The following is a 17,395-nucleotide window of genomic DNA, read 5'->3' as shown; positions in this document are numbered from 1 at the left end:
GGGCGTCGCTCAGGTGTCGCCGGAGGACTCCGCCGCGGCCGCGATCCGGCGGGCCATGCCCGAGAAGATCACGCCGTGGAACGGCAGGATGACGAGCCAGTACAGGCGCCCGGCCAGGCCGGCGGGGAAGAACACGGCCCGCTGCCGGTAGCGCGACCCGCCCGGGGCAGGCTCCACGCCGAGCTCGAGCCAGGCCCGGCCCGGTACGCGCATCTCGGCCCGGAGCACGAGCAGCCGTCCACGGTCGATCCGCTCGACGCGCCACCAGTCGACCGCGTCGCCGTGCACGAGCCGCCGCGGGTCTCGACGTCCGCGGCGCAGCCCGACGCCGCCGACGAGCTTGTCCATCCAGCCGCGCACCGACCAGGCGAGCGGGAACGAGTACCAGCCCGCGTCGCCGCCGATGCCCTCGACGATGCGCCAGAGCCGCTCGGGCGGCGCCGTCGAGTCGCGCTCGCGCAGGTCGGTCAGCACGGTGTGGCCCGACCAGTCCGGGTCGCTCGGCAGGGGATCGCTCGGCGCGCCGAGCACCGGGTCGTCCTGCCAGCTCGTCTCGACCTCGCCGTCGCGCATGCGCTGCAGGGCGAGCCGGACCGCGGCGCGGTAGCCGGTGAGTCCGCCGGCCGGATCCGCCACGTACTCGCGGATGTCCTGCTCGCGCACCACGGCGTCGTGCTGCAGCGAGGAGATGATCGGCACCGCGAGCGAGCGAGGGATGGGCGTCACCAGGTTGACCCACTGGGAGGCGAGCCAGGGCGTGAGCACCGGCAGCGTCGCGATGGGCCGCTGCCGGAGTCCGGCCTCGAGCGCGTACCCGTTCATGAGCTGGCCGTAGCGGAAGACGTCGGGCCCGCCGATGTCGAACGTGCGGTTCACGTCCGCGGGCAGGTCGAGACAGCCGATGAGGTAGTGCAGCACGTCGCGCACGGCGATCGGCTGCACGCGGTTGCGCACCCAGCGCGGCGCCGGCATGTACGGCAGCACGTCCGTGAGGTGTCGGATCATCTCGAACGACGCCGAGCCGGACCCGATGACGACGCCGGCCTGGAGCGCGGCGGTCGGCACTCCGGAGCGGAGCAGGATCTCGCCGACCGCGGCGCGGGAGCGCAGGTGCGGCGACAGGTCGCCCTCGGGGTGCAGGCCGCCGAGGTAGACGATGCGGCGCACGCCGGCGTCGCGCGCCGCGTCGGCGAGGGTCTGGGCCATCCGGCGCTCGCCCTCCTCGAACGACGGGTCGGCCGACAGCGAGTGCACGAGGTAGAAGACGGCCTCGCGGTCGGCGACGGCCGCGCGCACATCCTCCGGCGATCCGAGGTCGCCCTCGATGATGTCGACGTCGCCCGCCCAGGGCACGTCCTGGAGGCGACGGGCGTCCCGCACGATGACGCGGACGTCGTGCCCGGCCGCCGCGAGCCGTGGCGCGAGCCGTCCGCCGACGTAGCCGGTCGCTCCGGTGACGAGGATCCTCACACCGCCAACGCTAGGTCCGCGGGGCGGAGGGCCCGAGGGAGGTGGAGGGGATGCCCAGGCGCCGGCCCGCCCCGCCGAGATCGTGGAGCCGGCCGGCGAGCCGGTCCTCGCTCAGGCGAAGGGCAGCGCCTCCTCCATGAGATCCGAGCGGATGAGGAACCGCACGCCCTCGGGCGCCTCGACCGAGAACCCGGATCCGCGACCCGGCACCACGTCGACGGTGAGGTGCGTGTGGCTCCAGTACTCGAACTGCTCCGCCGACATCCAGAACGCGAGTGGCTGAGTCGGCGAGCCGGCCTCCGCGATGTCGAACAGACCGAGCTGAACGTCGGCGTCGGAGGTGAGGAACTCGTCGGCCGGGAAGCACATCGGCGAGCTGCCGTCGCAGCATCCCCCGGACTGGTGGAACATCAGCGGCCCGTGCTTCTGCCAGAGCCGCCGCAGCAGCTCGAGGGACTCGTCCGTGAGGGCCACCCGCGAGCGGGTCTCCCCCGGCCGCGTCACCGTCGCCTCGATGGTCATCGCATCTCCTCTCCTCGTGGGAACCCGCCTCGCTGGGACCTGCCCGGAGCCGCACCCGGCCTCGCGGGGCGGCACCCGAATCCGCCGCCCCGCGAGGGATGGTGCTCCGGTGGACGGGCCAGGCATCCCCGCCCACCGGGGTGGGAGCGCCCGCCGCCTGATCCTGACCGGCGGGCGCCGTCGATCAGAAGAACCCGAGCGGCTGCTCGGAGTAGCTCACGAGCAGGTTCTTCGTCTGCTGGTAGTGGTCGAGCGCGAGGGCGTTGTTCTCTCGGCCGATACCCGAGGACTTGTAGCCGCCGAACGCCGCCCCGGCCGGGTACGCGTGGTAGTTGTTCACCCACACGCGGCCCGCCTGGATGTCGCGACCCGCCCGGTACGCCGTGTTGCCGTTGCGGCTCCAGACGCCCGCGCCGAGGCCGTACAGGGTGTCGTTCGCGAGCAGCATCGCCTCCGCGTAGTCCTCGAAGCTCGTCACCGCGACGACCGGCCCGAAGATCTCCTCCTGGAACAGCCGCATCGAGTTGTTCCCCTCGAAGATGGTCGGCTCCACGTAGTAGCCGCCGCTGAGGTCGCCCCCGAGATCCGCGCGACCGCCGCCGACGGCCAGCTTCGCGCCCTCCTTCACGCCGATGTCGATGTAGCTGAGGATCTTCTCCAGCTGGTCGTTCGAGGCCTGCGCGCCGACCTGCGTGTCGGTGTCGAGCGGGTTGCCCTGCACCGCCTGCTTCGTGCGCTGGATGCCGAGGTCGATGAACTCGTCGTAGATCGACTTCTGGATGAGCGCGCGGCTCGGGCAGGTGCAGACCTCGCCCTGGTTGAATGCGAACAGCGTGAACCCCTCGAGCGCCTTGTCGAGGAACGAGTCCCGCTTGTCGAGCACGTCCTCGAAGAAGATGTTCGGGCTCTTGCCGCCGAGCTCCAGCGTCGCCGGGATGATGTTCGCCGACGCGTACTGCAGGATGAGGCGGCCGGTGGTCGTCTCGCCCGTGAACGCGATCTTCCGGATCCGCTTGCTCGACGCGAGCGGCTTGCCCGCCTCGGCGCCGAAGCCGTTGACGATGTTGAGCACGCCGGCCGGCAGGATGTCGCCGATGAGCTCGACGAGCACGAGGATCGAGACCGGCGTCTGCTCTGCCGGCTTCAGCACGACGGCGTTGCCGGCCGCCAGCGCGGGCGCCAGCTTCCAGGTCGCCATGAGGATCGGGAAGTTCCACGGGATGATCTGGCCGACCACGCCGAGCGGCTCTCGGAAGTGGTAGGCGACCGTGTCCCCGTCGAGCTGGGTGAAGCTGTCCTCCTGCGCGCGGATCAGGCTGGCGAAGTAGCGGAAGTGGTCGGCGGCGAGCGGCAGGTCGGCATTGAGGGGCTCGCGGATGGACTTGCCGTTGTCCCAGGTCTCCGCGACCGCGAGCAGCTCGAGGTTCGCGTCGATGACGTCGGCGATGCGGTTCAGCACCTCGGCGCGCTGCGCCGCGGACGTGCGGCCCCAGGCCGGCGCGGCCTTCTCGGCCGCGTCGAGCGCGGCCTCGATGTCCTCGGCGGTGCCGCGGGCGACCTCCGTGAAGGGCTTGCCGTTGACCGGGGAGATGTCCTCGAAGTACTGGCCGAGCTTCGGGGCGGCCCACTGGCCGCCGATCCAGTGCTCGTAGCGGGGCTTGAAATCGACCTTGGCGCCCGGGGTCCCCGGGGCTGCGTAGACGGGCATGGTGCTCCTTGGTGACATCGTCGTCGGGTGCCGGCTGGGTGACCCGGCACTGCCGACAGTAGGCGCGCGGAGGTTGCACGGGAGTTGCGCGCTGTTGCACGCGGCCCCGGCGGCGACCCGGGGCGTCGTCAGCGGGCGAGCTCGACCTCGATGCGCTCGATGCGCGACACGACGGCGGCGCGCTTGGGCGATCGCGCCGGCAGCAGCTTCAGCACCGCCATCCAGACCTCGAGGTCGTAGGCGGCCTCGTCGGTGCGCGCGTAGTCGAGCAGCGTGTCGACGGCGGCGTCCGCGAGCAGCGCGCCGCGGAGGCTCTGCCGCAGCTCTTCGCGGAGCGCCACGATCCCGGGCGCCGACGACCGCGGCAGCAGCGGCCCGGCGTACGCGCCGAGCGCGACCTTGTGGGCGCCGCGCTCGAGGAAGCCGAGCACCCGGTGCACGTCGAGCTCGAGCGGCACCGGCAGCCGGTACGGCTTCGACAGGGGCGCGAGCCGCTCGGGCAGGGAGCGGCGCAGCCGCACCATCTCGGCCCGCAGCGTCACGCCGGCGTCGTCGCGACCGTAGAGCAGCTCGGCCAGGCGCTCGGCGGCGAGCCCGCCGCGGTGCCAGGCCAGCAGGGTCAGGATCTCCGCGTGCCGCAGCCCGAGCTCGTCGCGGGCGAGCCCGTGCTCGAGCACGCCGCCGTCGCGGCCGAGCACCGACAGCACAGGACGCACCTCGACCGGGCGCGACCGGCGCACCGGGGCGACCGCGTCGTCCAATCGCCGGATGCGCAGCTCGGCCTCGACCGCGGCGACCGCGGCCTCCATGAGCGGCAGCGTGGCCGGCGCCACCGCGTCCTCGCCGCCCGTGATGTCGATGACGCCGAGCACCGCGCCGGTGGCCGGGTCGTGCACCGGCACGGCCGTGCAGCTCCACGGGTGCACGATGCGGTTGAAGTGCTCGGGCCCCGCGATCTGGATGCCGTGGTCGAGCGCGAGCGCGGTGCCGGGTGCGCTCGTGCCGACGCGGCGCTCCGACCAGTCGGCGCCCTCGACGAACAGCATCGACTCGGCGCGGCGGCGGAGCGCCCGGTCCCCGTCGATCCAGAGCAGCCTGCCCGCCTGATCGCCGACGGCCACGATGAGGCCGGCGTCGAATGTGTGGCGGATGAGGAGCCGGTGGATCGTGGGCAGCACGAGGTTCATCGGATGCGCGTCGCGGTACTCGCGCAGGTCGTCCTCGGCCAGGTCGAGCGCCGAGAGGGCGCCGTCCGGATCGAGCGCGAGGTCGAGCGAGCGGCGCCACGACTCCGCGACCAGCCGGCGGACGCCGTCCGCGTCGGCGCGCTCGCCGATGACCGCATCGTGTGCGAGCCGGGTCTGGCGGCGCAGCTCGGGCGGCGCCGCGGCCCACGGACTGTCCATCATGCTCCGATCGACCTCGTCCGAAGTGATGGTGCAGTGTAAGCCCGCGGGCGCACCGCGACGCCGCCGTCCAGAGGATCGTCGGTCTCGGGTCGCGGGCGGCGCGGGGCTCGGACCGGAGCGGTCAGTGCAGGGGCGCGCCGCTCTTGTCGACCACGTTCTTCTCGCCGGCCTCGATCGGCACCGTGAAGCGGTTCTGCTTCGGCGGCATCGGGCAGTTGAACGCGTAGCTGAACGCGCAGGGCGGCAGCACCGCCTGGTTGAAGTCGAGCACGATCGTGCCGTCCGGGCGCGGCTGCACGAAGAGGAAGCGGCCGACGCTGTACGTCGAGTCGCCGCTCGTGGCGTCGGAGAACACGAGCTGCAGGGCCCGGCCCGCCTGGAACGCGGCGAGGTCGTAGTCGACCCCGTCCTTCGTGAACGTGATCGATCCGGGGATGACCTCGTCGCGGACGACGTCGCCGTCCTTGAGATGCTCGAACCCGATCGTCGTGCCCTCGGGGTTCGCGGTGAAGGCGGCCGTCACGATCCACTCGGGCGAGAACGGGAAGGCGTCGATCGCGCCGAAGCCGGTGATGCCCTCCGACTCGGCATCCCAGACGCGGAGCGCGTAGCTGCCGCCGCCGTCCTGCGGGATGACGGTGCCGGTCACGGTGTCGCTGAAGACGATGTCGCTCGGCGCCGCGTCGTCCTTGCCGCGCACGACCACGGTGCCGTCGACGAGCTCGCCGTCGATGCGGATGCCGTCGGACGCGGTCGCCGTCACGGTGAGCCCGGAGCCGCCGTCGGCCCGTGGCGACCAGACCCCGGGCACGCCCCAGATCGTCTGCTCGGAGTCGATCCACTGGGTGTTGACGAGGGCGAGGCTGCCACGCGGCTGCAGCACGGCCTGGGCGCGGCGCTCGTGGAAGCGGTCGAGCACCTGCTGCGGCGTCGGCGCGGTGCCGGTGGTGGCGGCGTCGGTCATGGCGGGGGTCCCTTCCCTCTGGGGAGATCCATCGTGTCCGGTCTCCTGGTCGCAACCGGCGCGACACGGCGCGCATTCCGGATCGCGCGCGCGGGTCGGCCTCGACGGCCGGCCGCTCTGCCGCGATGTCCGCGCGTGCCGCCTCAGCAGGGCCGCGAGTAGTAGATCGGCGAGTCGAGCTCGACGACCTTCCCGCCGCGGATCACCGCCAGCGCGCCGAAGTACTCCCCCGGATCGCCCTGCGCGGAGCCGCCGCCGATGTCGTAGTGGAGATCGATCTCGCCGCCGGTGGAGAAGCTCGGGGCCGACGGGTCGGCGGCCAGCGCCTGCGATCGGCTCGCGCCGACGCGGATGCCGTCCGGCGTCTCGATCGCGATGCCGCTCGCGGCCTCCGCCTGGTCGGCGGTCAGGTAGAACCGCGCGCCGGAGGGTCGGGTCAGGCCGTCGGAGCTCGTGAAGAGGTGCAGCCCGCCCCAGCTCGACTCGTCGAGCTGGGGATAGCACTCGTCGGTCGTCACGGTGGCGGTGGTCGCGGCCGCATCGAGCAGCTCGGCGATCTCCTCGCCCGCCGTGACGGCGTCGGTCGTGTACGGCAGGTCGAGCATCGCGTGGCCGGCGGAGTCGAGCGCCCGCAGTCCGTCGGACGCGATGACCAGCTTCGCCAGCACCGCGGGCGCCGAGGCCGTCGGCGTCGGCGACGGGGTCGAGGTGCGGGTCCGCTTCGGCGTCGGATCCGCGGCCGGCGCCGCGCATCCGGCCAGCAGGGCGAGCACGGCCACTGCTGCCGCGACGGCGACGGCGGCCGGGTGGCGGAGGGGGCTCGTCACGCGTTCACCCTAGTGCGAGGGGCATGGCGCGCGACGGACCCCGCGTTCCGCCGGGATCTCACCCCGTCCTCGCCCCGCGCATCATCTGTCTAGCTGTTGCAAACGGTCGATGCATCTGTATCGTGTGCTCCGGACGGCTGGTTACCGTTCGCCGTCCGACTCCGACTCCGCGGTCCCTGATCCCCGCGCGAGCCGAGACGGACTCGAGGCCCGAGGTGCATGCACCTCGGGCCTCGCTCGTCCCCGGGTCGCGAGCGCGACCGCCAGGGCGGGTCCGGCCGACCCGTGAGGGTCCCTGATCCGACCGGAATGAACACAGGCTAGACCGATGGTTGCGCTCGGGCAATCATTCTCCGACCGGCGGTTTCCGTGTTTCAGGGCTGGCACCGAGACCGCGGGACCCGATGCCGGCCGTGAGGACGTGCGCATCGCGATCGTCGTCGTGCTCGATGGCGGCGCGCATCCCGGCCGCCGCGGCCGCCGCCAGTGCGGCGGGCACCTGGTGCTCGGCGACCTCGCTGAGCAGCGTGCCGTGGGGCGCCAGCCAGGACGGCGCCGCAGCCAGCACGCGCCGGAGCAGTTCCAGGCCGTCGGCGCCTCCGTCGAGCGTGTGCCGGGGCTCGTGGTCGCGCGCCTCCGGCGGCAGCGTGGCGAGATCCAGGGTCGCGACGTAGGGCACGTTGCACGCGAGCACGTCGATGCGCCCGGCGAGGTCGCTCGGCACCGCCGCGAACAGATCGCCGGCCGCGGTCGTCGCGGTCTCCGGCAGGTTGCGGCGTGCCACCGCCACGGCGATCGGATCGAGGTCGGCGGCGTGGAGGCGGATGCCCGGGCGGGCGGCCGCGATCGCCGCCCCGATCGCGCCGGAGCCGCAGCAGAGGTCCACCACGACGCCGCCGTCGGGGCAGCGGCGGATGGCGGCCAGCGCCAGCGCCTCGGTGCGCCGGCGCGGCACGAAGACGCCCGGCTCCACGAGGATGCGCAGGTCGAGGAACGCAGCCCAGCCGACGACGACCTCGAGCGGCTCCCCCGCGGCCCGGCGGGCGATCATCCGCTCGGTCTCCGCGGCCGGGCGGTGCTCGCCGAGGAGCACCGCCGCCTCCTCCTCGGCGAAGACGCAGCCGGCTGCACGGAGCCGGGCCGCGACGACGTCGGGGGCGAGCGGATCGTGGGCGCCCGGGGTCATCCGCGTCCCGTCGGTGCGGGGAGCAGCTCGGCCCGTGCGGCCTCCTCGACCACCGTGCTGAGCCCGTCGAGGAGCGCGGAGGCGAGGTTCCAGCGCTGCCAGTGCAGCGCCACGTCGATCGGTCGCCCGGGGGCGAGCTCCACGAGCCGCCCGGCGTCGAGGGCGCCGCGGGACTGCTGGTCGGGCAGGAGCCCCCAGCCCATGCCGTGCTCCACCGCCCTGGCGAAGTCGGACGACGTGGGGATGAAGTGCCGCGGCGACCGCGGCGGATGCCCGAGCAGGCGGCGGAGGAAGCCCTGCTGGAGGTCGTCCTTGCGATCGAAGTCGACCAGCGGCGCCGCGTCGAGGTCGTCGAGCGACCCGGACGGCAGCCAGCGATCCCGGAACGCCGGCGTCGCGACAGCCCGGTAGCGCATCGCCCCGAGCGGGGTCGACCGGCAGCCCTGCACCGGCGCCGCCTGCGCGGTGACGGCGGCCATGACCGACCCGTCGCGCAGCAGCTCCGCGGTGAACTCCTGGTCGTCGCGGTGCACGTCGAACACGGCGCCCGTGCGCGCCTGGGCCGTCGCCAGCGCCGGGAGGAACCAGGTGGCGAGCGAGTCGGCGTTCACGGCGACCGGGAGCACCGGCGCCTCTTCCGACGCGCCGGCGAGCTCGGCGTCGAGCTCGCGGGCCAGCAGCCGCACCTGCCGGGCATGCCGCAGCACGTCCCGGCCGGCCTCGGTGACCGCGATCGGGGTCGTGCGGCGCACGAGGATCCGGCCCGCGGCCTCCTCGAGCGACTTGATCCGCTGCGACACTGCGGAGGGCGTCACGCGCAGCCGTCGGGCGGCGGCGTCGAACGTGCCCTCGTCGATCACGGCGACGAGCGTCTCGAGCTGGTCGAGCTGCAGTGACGCCATCAGCCCAGCTTACGCAGCATCAGGAACATCAGCTGGCCTGATCCGCGCGCTCGTCCTAGCGTCGCATCGTGATCCTCACCCCCGCGCTCCTCGCCACCCTGGCCGGACTCGCGACCGGGCTCGGGCTCATCGTCGCGATCGGCGCTCAGAACTCCTACGTGCTGCGGCTCGGCATCACCGGACCGGCCCGCGCCGTCGCCGCCGTCGTGGCGATCTGCGCGCTGTCCGACCTCGCCCTCATCACGGCCGGCGTCGCCGGGGTCGGCGCGCTCATCGCCGGCCTGCCGGTGCTGCTCGTCGTGCTGCGGTTCGTCGGGGCCGCCTTCCTCGTCGGCTACGGGGTCCTGGCGGCGCGGCGGGCGCTGCGTCCGGGCGCGCTGCGGGTGGACGACGTCGGCGGGTCGGACGACGGGGACGCCGCGGTCGTGCCCGTCGCGTCCGGTGGTCGTGCCGCGTCCGGTGGTCGTGCCGCGACCGCGGTGCGCTCGCGTCCGCGAGTGCGGTGGGCGTCCGTGCTCCTTCCGGCGCTCGCGTTCACCTGGCTCAATCCGCACGTCTACCTCGACACGCTCGTGCTGCTCGGCTCGATCGCCAACCAGCAGGGCGATCAGCTGCGCTGGTGGTGGGCGGTCGGCGCGGGCCTCGGCAGCATCCTCTGGTTCGCCGCGCTCGGTTTCGGTGCACGGCTGCTGCGACCGGTCTTCGCGCGGCCGTCCGCCTGGCGCGTGCTCGACATCGCCATCGCGGTGATCATGGTCGGCCTCGGGCTGAAGCTCGCGATCTGGGGCTGACTGCGACGGGACCGCGGCCTCGCCCATCAGTCGCCGCCGATCAGTCGCGCGGGCGGAGCCGGACCGGCGGCAGCGCTGGTGCGGGCAGCGGGGCTCGATCGTCGTCGATCGCGCCGAAGCGGCCGGCCGCATCCGCGTCGGATCCATCGGCACCGGATCGATCCGCGGAGGACGCCAGCACGTGCGCCGCCCAGTCGGCTCGGGCCGTCGCGATCTCCTCGTGATCGCGGCCGACGAAGTTCCACCACATCACGAGCTGCTCGCCGAACGGGGCGCCGCCGAGCAGCAGCAGCCGTGCGCCGTCCGGTCCGGCCTCCAGCTCGACGCGATCGCGACCCGGTGCGCGGTACGCCAGCGACCGCACCGGCACCGGCGTGCCGTCGACGGAGAGCGTCCCGCGATCCATCAGCACGCCGAGCTCGAACGCCGGATCGATCGGGATGGCAGTCCGGCCGCCCGCGGGCAGCGTGACCTCGGCGCCGAGGAGCGGCGAGTGCACGGTCGCCGCCGCGCGTCGCCCGTCCAGCTCGCCGAGGAACAGGCGGACGACGGCGGCGCCGGTCTCGAATGCGATCGCCTCCGTCGCCTCGAAGTCCGGCGCGCGATGCCGCTCCGCCCCGGGCAGCGCGAGCCAGAGCTGGGCGCCGTGCAGGGTCGAGGTCCCCGGCGTCGAGTACTCGGAGTGCTGGATGCCGCCGCCCGCGGTCATGAGGTTCAGCGTCCCCGGCCGCACCGTCGTGCGCGAGCCGACCGAGTCGCGGTGCTCGATCTCCCCCTCGAACAGCCAGCTCACGGTCTGCAGGCCGATGTGCGGATGCGGCGGCACGACCATGCCGCCCGTGCCCGCGACAGGCTCCGGTCCGTAGTGGTCGACGAAGCACCACGCGCCGATGAGGCTCCGGGCGCGCTGCGGGAGCGTGCGGTGCACGCCCATCGCCCGGGGGCCGCCGAGCGGCACCTCCCGCGGCTCGAGGATCTCGATCCCGGTCGAGGGCGGGCACTCGAGCAGCACCTCGCCGGGCCGGTCCTCCAGGTTGCTCACGTGGGGCGGACGGGACTTGAACCCGTGACCGATGGATTATGAGTCCACTGCTCTGACCAGCTGAGCTACCGCCCCGTCGCCGCCCGGAGCGCGGCGAGGATCAGCGTAGCCGCCGGGGTGCCGGAAACTCAGGAGCAGCCGACCCTCGACACCGCGCGCGCGTGCCGCCGCGCCCTCGCGCAGCACGCCGATCCTGAGTTTCCGACGCCGCGCCTCCGGGCCCGCACGGAGGTGTATACCGCGAGCGGCATGCATCTGAGGGATTCTCGCAACGGATCCATAACGCTGTGCCGCGCGGGGCCGTCCGCGACGGATCCGGCACCTAGCATCGCGATCACCAGACCCCAGGAGGACCCCGTGGACCACACCGAACCGGAGCCCGCCGTCGACCCGGACGGCACTGCCCGGGCGCCCCGGCGCCGCCGTGCGGCGCTCATCGCGGTGGCGGCGGCCGCGGTCGTCGCGCTCGGCGTCACGACCGGGGTGCTCGTCGGCACGGGCGCCTTCGCCCGCGATGCCGCACCGCGCACGGAGGCCACCACCACGCCGTCGCGGAGCGCCGAGCCGGCCGCGCCCACCGCGACTCCGCCGGGATCGCGCAGCCCGCTGACGTGCGACCAGCTGCTCTCCGCGGACACCGTGGCCGACCTGATCGGCGCGCCCGCCGTTCTCGTGACCCGGAAGTACGAGTTCATGCTCCCCGGCCTCCTCGCCGTGGCCGCAGAGCAGGATGGCGTGCTGCTGTGCTCCTGGAGCAGCACGGCGGCCACCAGCGAGCTCGATCATCGGCTCTGGCTTCAGGTCGTGCCGAACGACGCCGACTCCGGGCTCGACGCGGTCACCCCGTCCGACCGCGATGACGGCGTCCCGTATCAGAGCAGCGGCGAGATCGCGAGTGGATTGCGCAGCGCCATCGGCTGCTCGACCGGCACCGGAACCGACGATCAGTGCTCTGCCCAGCTGATCGGCGAGCACTGGGCCATCGACTTCTTCTCCGAGACGGCCGGCACCTCGCGTGCGGCGGACTCGCTCCGCGAGTCGACCTCGACAGCGCTGGCCGCCGCCGTCGCCGCCCTCGAACGGACCGGCGCACCGCCGGTCCGGTTCGTCCCCACTGACCGCGGTCTCGACGCCACCTCATGCGAGACGGTCGACCCCGACGGCGTGATCGCCGCCGCGCTCAGCGGCAACAAGGTCCACAACGACTTCTCGGTCGTCGGGACCGACGCCGGCGGCGACAGTCTGTGGGCGTGGCCGAGCGCCGCGCGGACGGGCCTCCTCGACTGCTTCGCGTCATCAGACCTCAGCTCCGGCAGCGTGGCGTTCGGCGCCCTCCCCGGCGGCGCCTGGGCGTGGGACGACCTGGTCGCTGCCGCCGCCGGCGAGGGCTACGAGCCGAGCTCCCTCGCGGGTGCCGACGACGCCGTCCGGGCGTGCGTGTCGCCGTTCTCCGACCAGCCGCAGATCGACTGCAGGTACCTGGTGAAGCACGGCGCCGCGATCCTCGTCTTCGGCGCCTCCAGCGTCCACGGCGAGGCGAAGGCCGACGAGTGGACGCGCACGGCCGCGGAGGCCTGGCTCGGCCGGTACTGACCGCGTCGGCTCAGATCGCGGCCGGAGCCGCGTCGTCGAAGGGCTCGCCGCGGTAGAGCCGCTCGAACAGGTCGACGGTGCGGGCGAGGCCGTGCGCGGCCACGATCTGCTGCGACGCGCGCTTCATCGCGTCGAGCTGGTCGGGCTCCGCGGTCAGCACCTTCGTCAGCCCCTCGGCGAAGCCGTCGACGTCGCCCGGTTCGAACAGCCAGCCGTTCTCGCCCGGATGCACGAGGTGCGGCAGCGCCATCGCATTCGCCGCGACGACCGGCAGCGCGGTGGCCATGGCCTCCATCGCCGCGATGCACTGCAGCTCCGCCCGCGAGGGCATCGCGAACACCGTGCCCGCGGTCAACGTGGCGCGCAGGTCCTCGTCGCTGAGCTTGCCGCGGAAGTGCACGCGGTCGGCGACCCCGAGCCGCTGCGAGAGCGCCTCGAGCTTGTGCTTCGCCTCCCCGACGCCCACGATGTCGACCCGCACGTCGAGCGCCGGGTCGAGCCGCGCGGTCGCCTCGATCAGCTCGTCGATGTGCTTCTCGTCGTCGAGCCGTCCCACGAACACGATGCGGTTGCCGGTGCGGGGCGCGAAGTCCGGGGTGTAGTTGTGCGTGTCGATGCCGTTCGAGATGGCGTGCACGTCGTGCAGTCCGGTCATCCGCTCGAAGTAGTCGGCGGAGCGCTGCGTCGGGCTGGTGAGCTCGTCGGCCAGCCCGAACACCTTCGTCGCCGATCGCCACTGGGCCGTGACGAGCCGGTCGGTGGCCCACTTCGGCAGGATCGTGACGTGCTGCGCGATGTTCTCGGGCATCGTGTGGTTCGTGCCGATGAGACGGATGCCGCGCTCCCTGCCCTCCGGCGCGAACCCGAGGCCGACGACGATGTGCGACTGGAAGTGCACGACGTCGGGCTTCACCTCGTCGAGGATGCGCGCGGCGTTCGTGCGGATGCGCCACGGCAGCGCGAACCGCAGCCACGGGTGCGGCGGCCACTTCCAGCTGTAGAGGCGGTGCACGCTGAACTCGACGCCGTCGTGCGTCTCGCGGAACTCGCCGTGCTGCTGCAGGTTCGCGGCCGGCGAGACGACGTGGACGTCGTGCCCGCGGCGGGTCAGCTCGACGGCGAGCCGCTTGGTGAACGAGGCGGACCCGTTGATGTCGGGGGCGAAGGTGTCGGCGGGGATCACGATGCGCATCGGCGCACGCGTCGAGGGCGACTCTGTTTCAGACACTGACGGGCAGACTACAACAGCACTCGCGCGCTCAGCGCAGGCGCTCCGGGGCCACGTCGGTGACGTTGTGCTCGGTCTGCGGGTGGTGCCGGGCGAGCTGGAAGACGCCGAGGATGGCGACCGCGCCGGCCGCGATCCACACCGGCACGGCCCACGGCGCGTCGCTGAGCACGGTCTTCGCCTCGCCGAGCACGACGATCGCGAGCACGACCGCGACCATCGGATCGACGACGGTCAGCCCGGCGATGACGAGATCGGGCGAGCCCTTCGAGTACGCCGTCTGCACGAAGTACGCGCCGAGCGCCATGGCCGCGAGCAGCGTGACCACCGAGAGCAACGAGAGCAGGTCGAGCTGCCCGGAGAGCACCCGGTTGATGACGACCTTCGCGCTCGTGGCGACGAAGCCGTAGAGGATGCCGGCGCCGCAGATGTAAAAGATCGCGGTGAGACGCTCCCGGAAGAAGGCGAACGCCGCCGCGAGGATGGCGAGCACCACGACGAGCACGATCACGACGATGACGAGCTGCGCCACGTCGATCTTCGGCTCCACGGCGACGATCGCGGCGGTCACGACGAAGGCCGCGACGCCGACGACGCAGAGCACGATCGCGCGGATCGCCTCCCTGCCGAGGCTGACGTGCGAGACGCGCGCGTTCACCACCGAGGTGATGATGAGCGCGACGATGCCGATCGGCTGCACCACGATGAGCGGCGCGAAGCCGAGGCTCGTGAGCTGGAACACGATCGCGAGCCCGAGCATCACGGTGCCGGCGACCCAGGACGGCCGGGTCAGCAGCAGCAGCAGCTGCCGCCCGCCCAGACCGGACTTCTCCCCCGTGCCGGAGCGCGCCTCCACCTTGGTCACGCCGCGGTGCTGGAACTGCGCGCCCAGCGAGAGGAAGACCGCGCCGATGAGGGCGATGATGATGCCGATCCCGGGGATGCTGGCGAGGGCGTCCTGCGCGTCGCTCAGGTCCGGTGTCACCCGACGAATCTACCCGCGTCCGTCCGGATACCCTGTCCGACATGGCCGTTCTCCCCATCCGCATCACGGGAGACCCGGTTCTCCACACGCCGGCGCTGCCCGTCGAGCGCATCGACGACGACGTCCGCACCCTCGTGGAGGACCTCTACGAGACCATGCGCAAGGCGCCGGGGGTCGGGCTCGCGGCGCCGCAGGTGGGCGTGCCGCTCCGGATCTTCGTCTACGAGTGGATGGACGCCGACGGCGGACGCCACCAGGGCACCGCGATCAACCCGACGCTGTTCATCGCCCCGCTGCCGATCGCGGAGCCGGACGAGGAGGAGGACGCCGAGGGCTGCCTCTCGGTGCCGGGCGAGCGGTTCCCGCTCATCCGCTCGCCCCGGGCGCTGCTCCGGGCGACGAACATCAGCGGCGGCGACTACGAGCTCGAGGCCGCCGGGTGGCTCGCGCGCATCTTCCAGCACGAGTACGACCACCTCGACGGGCACCTCTACGTCGACCGGCTCCGGCACCCAGAGCAGAAGCAGGCGCTCAAGGCGATCCGCAAGCAGAGCTGGGGCGTGCCCGGCCGCAGCTGGCTGCCGGGCGTCGACGACCTCGAGGGCTGAGCGGGGCTTCGACGGGCTCAGCCATCCGTGGGCGGCTCGTCCCTCCTGGAACGGCTCAGCCACTCGGGACCGCGTCAGGCGGCCCAGCCGAGCGCGCGGAGCACGGCGGCGCAGACCGCCGCGGCGACGATCACGACGAGGAACGGCGCGCGCACCGCGAGCAGGACGCCCGCGACGACGAGCGCCGGCACGCGGGCGTCGACCACGAGCCCGCCCGCGCCGCCGAGCGTCTGCGTGACGACGAGCGCCGCGAGCAGGGCCACCGTGAGCAGGCCGGCCACGCGCGCCGGCGCCGGGCGCTCGAGCACGGAGGCCGGCACGAGGTAGCCGGCGATCTTCAGCGCGAGAACCGCGATCGCGGCGAGCAGCACGAGGGTCCAGAGCGTCAAGCCGCGCCCTCCCCGCCGGGCCTGCCCCCGCCGGGGCGGTCCACGTCCGCGCGACGCCGTGCGAGCACGCGAGGCAGCGGGCGCCCGCCGAGCAGATCCGGCACGCCGACCGCGACCGCCACGAGCGCGGCGACGAGCACGGGGAGGCCCGCCGGCAGCACCGGCAGCAGCGCCGCGGCCACCACCGCGGCGCCGATCGCGACGACGACCGGCTGCAGCGCGGCGAGCCGCGGCCAGAGCAGCCCGAGGAACGCGGCCGCCGCCGCGGCGTCGAGTCCGTAGGCGCGCACGTCGCCGAGCAGATCGCCGAGGAGCGCCCCGACCAGGGTCGTGAGGTTCCAGCCGGCGAAGATGACCGCGGCGGTCACCCAGAACCCGATCCGCTGCGCCCGGAGGCCGCGCTGCGCCGTGGCGACCGCGGTCGACTCGTCGATCGTCCAGTGCGCCGCCAGGAGCGTGCGCCACCACGGCCCGCGCACGACCGGCGCCATCCGGATCGCGTAGAGCGTGTTGCGCGCGCCGAGCAGCACCGCGCCGCCGAGCGCCGCGGGCCACGCCGACATCCCGCCGGTCGCGACCACGCCGATCAGCGCGAACTGCGACCCGCCCGAGAACATCACGAGGCTGAGCACGCAGGCCTGTGCGACCGACAGCCCGGAGGCCGTCGCGAGCGCGCCGAACGAGAGGCCGTAGGCGCTGACGGCGATCCCGACCCCGAGCGCGGCGCGCACCGCGCGCGACCGCTCCGCCCGGGCCGCGGCCGGGTCGACCGCGTCGCTCACCGCGAGGCGCCGGAGATGCCGTTGTGACTGCGGAGCGCGGGCAGGATCGCCGAGATCGAGAAGCCGACCCCCGGCACCCGCGTCGCCGAGAACACGCCGCCGTAGAGCGCCGTGCGCTCGCGCATCTCGGTGAGCCCCCGGCCGTACGGCGTCTCGACGAGCGCGGCGAGGTCCTCCTCGAGCGTGTAGCGCCGACCCTGCACGGCGGCGTCCGGATCGTCGCCGGCGGCGATCGCGCGCGCCCGGTCGCCGTCGTCGTCGACGAGCAGCTGCAGGCCGTCCTCCGACCAGCGGAGCGCCGCCCGGGCGGTCGTGCCGCGCCCGCCGTGCGCCTCCGCGTTCGCGAAGGCCTCCTGCAGGATGCGGAACACCGCGAGCTCGGCACCGGGACGCAGCGCCAGCCGCTCCCCCGTCTCATCGAGCTCGACCGTCAGCCCGCGCTCGCGGTGGGCGTCGATGAGGCGGTCGAGGTCGGCGAGCCCGGGCGCGGGGCCGAGCTCCGCGGCGTCGGCGGCGCCGGTGTGGGCGAGGTCCGACGTGCGGCGCAGCTCGGCGAGGGCGGAGCGGGCCGTCTCGGCGAGCTCCGCAGCCGAGCGCCCGGCAGCCTCCGGGTCGGTCGCGGTGAGGAGCCGGATGCGCTCCGCCTGCGCGGTCATCGACGTCACGGCGGCGGCGGCGAGGTCGCCGAGCTCGCCGGCGGTGCTGAGGCGGCCGGTCTGCTCGGCGAGCGTCAGCTCGAGCTCGATGCGGTCCAGCTCGCCGGCACGGAGCCGGCGACGGGCGGCGACGCCGCGCACCCGCTCGACGATCAGGAGCGCGAGGAGCACGACGACCAGCACGGCCGCGGCCTCGAGTGCGGGGAGCAGCAGCGACGTCGGCATCGGCGGCGCTCCTTCCAGCGGAATGCCGGTCGGCATTCCCGGGGCAGACTACCGCGGACGCCGAGGGCCGGGCGACGGCGCGGGTCTCGATCGGGACACGGCGACGGG

At 73.6% G+C, this 17,395-nt stretch carries 17 protein-coding genes and 1 tRNA gene; 3 read left to right on the top strand and 15 right to left on the bottom strand.

Translation table 11 applies throughout. From position 1 onward, the window contains the following. Nucleotides 1-9: 9 nt before the first annotated feature. The 8 genes from AC1RSJ_RS11895 to AC1RSJ_RS11860 all read right to left on the bottom strand — a co-directional run bounded on the left by AC1RSJ_RS11895 (nt 10) and on the right by AC1RSJ_RS11860 (nt 8,988). The gene (locus AC1RSJ_RS11895; protein ID WP_493118598.1) at nt 10-1,470 is read right to left on the bottom strand and encodes an SDR family oxidoreductase; all 1,461 of its coding nucleotides are present in this window, start codon (nt 1,468-1,470) and stop codon (nt 10-12) included. 111 nt (nt 1,471-1,581) lie between these two features. Next, nucleotides 1,582-1,992 (bottom strand): DUF779 domain-containing protein, encoded by a 411-nt coding sequence (locus AC1RSJ_RS11890; protein WP_493118597.1) that lies wholly within the window; start codon nt 1,990-1,992, stop codon nt 1,582-1,584. A gap of 184 nt (nt 1,993-2,176) precedes the next feature. Further along, a complete protein-coding gene (exaC, locus tag AC1RSJ_RS11885) occupies nt 2,177-3,700 on the bottom strand; it encodes an acetaldehyde dehydrogenase ExaC (protein ID WP_493118596.1) in 1,524 nt (507 codons plus the stop codon). Between the two features lie 128 nt (nt 3,701-3,828). Beyond that, the gene (locus AC1RSJ_RS11880) at nt 3,829-5,109 is read right to left on the bottom strand and encodes a GAF domain-containing protein (protein WP_493118595.1); all 1,281 of its coding nucleotides are present in this window, start codon (nt 5,107-5,109) and stop codon (nt 3,829-3,831) included. A gap of 121 nt (nt 5,110-5,230) precedes the next feature. Further along, nucleotides 5,231-6,073 carry a DUF1684 domain-containing protein gene (locus AC1RSJ_RS11875; RefSeq protein ID WP_493118594.1) on the bottom strand — a complete coding sequence of 281 codons (843 nt, stop codon included), beginning with the start codon at nt 6,071-6,073 and terminating at the stop codon, nt 5,231-5,233. 143 nt (nt 6,074-6,216) lie between these two features. Beyond that, complete coding sequence (locus AC1RSJ_RS11870) at nt 6,217-6,900, bottom strand: hypothetical protein (RefSeq protein WP_493118593.1); 684 nt, start codon at nt 6,898-6,900, stop codon at nt 6,217-6,219. 346 nt (nt 6,901-7,246) lie between these two features. Continuing rightward, nucleotides 7,247-8,086, bottom strand: a complete 840-nt coding sequence (locus AC1RSJ_RS11865; protein WP_493118592.1) for a putative protein N(5)-glutamine methyltransferase — start codon at nt 8,084-8,086, stop codon at nt 7,247-7,249. Next, nucleotides 8,083-8,988 (bottom strand): LysR family transcriptional regulator ArgP, encoded by a 906-nt coding sequence (locus AC1RSJ_RS11860; protein WP_493118591.1) that lies wholly within the window; start codon nt 8,986-8,988, stop codon nt 8,083-8,085. Before AC1RSJ_RS11860 ends, AC1RSJ_RS11865 begins: the two co-directional genes overlap by 4 nt. A gap of 68 nt (nt 8,989-9,056) precedes the next feature. Here AC1RSJ_RS11860 and AC1RSJ_RS11855 point away from each other — a divergent pair, with 68 nt between their 5' ends. Continuing rightward, nucleotides 9,057-9,779, top strand: a complete 723-nt coding sequence (locus AC1RSJ_RS11855) for a LysE/ArgO family amino acid transporter (RefSeq protein WP_493118590.1) — start codon at nt 9,057-9,059, stop codon at nt 9,777-9,779. Nucleotides 9,780-9,819: 40 nt separating this feature from the next. Here the strand turns inward: AC1RSJ_RS11855 and AC1RSJ_RS11850 are convergent, their stop codons facing one another. Next, nucleotides 9,820-10,821: a pirin family protein gene (locus AC1RSJ_RS11850; protein WP_493118589.1), complete on the bottom strand. Its 1,002-nt coding sequence runs from the start codon at nt 10,819-10,821 to the stop codon at nt 9,820-9,822. A 1-nt stretch (nt 10,822) separates the two neighbouring features. After that, nucleotides 10,823-10,896 (bottom strand) — tRNA-Ile (locus tag AC1RSJ_RS11845). A 282-nt stretch (nt 10,897-11,178) separates the two neighbouring features. Between AC1RSJ_RS11845 and AC1RSJ_RS11840 the strand changes: the two genes are divergently transcribed. After that, nucleotides 11,179-12,414 (top strand): hypothetical protein, encoded by a 1,236-nt coding sequence (locus AC1RSJ_RS11840; RefSeq protein WP_493118588.1) that lies wholly within the window; start codon nt 11,179-11,181, stop codon nt 12,412-12,414. A gap of 10 nt (nt 12,415-12,424) precedes the next feature. Here AC1RSJ_RS11840 and AC1RSJ_RS11835 read toward each other — a convergent pair whose 3' ends face one another. Together AC1RSJ_RS11835 and AC1RSJ_RS11830 are read right to left on the bottom strand one after the other, a co-directional pair. Then, complete coding sequence (locus AC1RSJ_RS11835) at nt 12,425-13,606, bottom strand: glycosyltransferase (protein WP_493118587.1); 1,182 nt, start codon at nt 13,604-13,606, stop codon at nt 12,425-12,427. 67 nt (nt 13,607-13,673) lie between these two features. Next, a complete protein-coding gene (locus AC1RSJ_RS11830) occupies nt 13,674-14,627 on the bottom strand; it encodes a DMT family transporter (RefSeq protein ID WP_493118586.1) in 954 nt (317 codons plus the stop codon). Between the two features lie 41 nt (nt 14,628-14,668). Here AC1RSJ_RS11830 and def point away from each other — a divergent pair, with 41 nt between their 5' ends. Beyond that, a complete protein-coding gene (def, locus tag AC1RSJ_RS11825; RefSeq protein ID WP_493118585.1) occupies nt 14,669-15,235 on the top strand; it encodes a peptide deformylase in 567 nt (188 codons plus the stop codon). Nucleotides 15,236-15,309: 74 nt separating this feature from the next. Here the strand turns inward: def and AC1RSJ_RS11820 are convergent, their stop codons facing one another. The 3 genes from AC1RSJ_RS11820 to AC1RSJ_RS11810 are packed head-to-tail and all read right to left on the bottom strand — an operon-like array spanning nt 15,310 to nt 17,287. After that, the gene (locus AC1RSJ_RS11820) at nt 15,310-15,624 is read right to left on the bottom strand and encodes an AzlD domain-containing protein (protein ID WP_493118584.1); all 315 of its coding nucleotides are present in this window, start codon (nt 15,622-15,624) and stop codon (nt 15,310-15,312) included. Beyond that, a complete protein-coding gene (locus tag AC1RSJ_RS11815; protein ID WP_493118583.1) occupies nt 15,621-16,406 on the bottom strand; it encodes an AzlC family ABC transporter permease in 786 nt (261 codons plus the stop codon). Before AC1RSJ_RS11815 ends, AC1RSJ_RS11820 begins: the two co-directional genes overlap by 4 nt. Further along, nucleotides 16,403-17,287, bottom strand: coding sequence for a sensor histidine kinase (locus tag AC1RSJ_RS11810; protein WP_493118582.1), 885 nt, complete (start codon nt 17,285-17,287; stop codon nt 16,403-16,405). Before AC1RSJ_RS11810 ends, AC1RSJ_RS11815 begins: the two co-directional genes overlap by 4 nt. Between the last annotated feature and the right edge of the window lie 108 nt (nt 17,288-17,395).

This window comes from Schumannella sp. GW821-FHT10F01 (assembly GCF_058809295.1).
The sequence above is the reverse complement of the archived record's forward strand: the minus strand, read 5'-3'. Positions and strand labels throughout refer to the sequence as shown.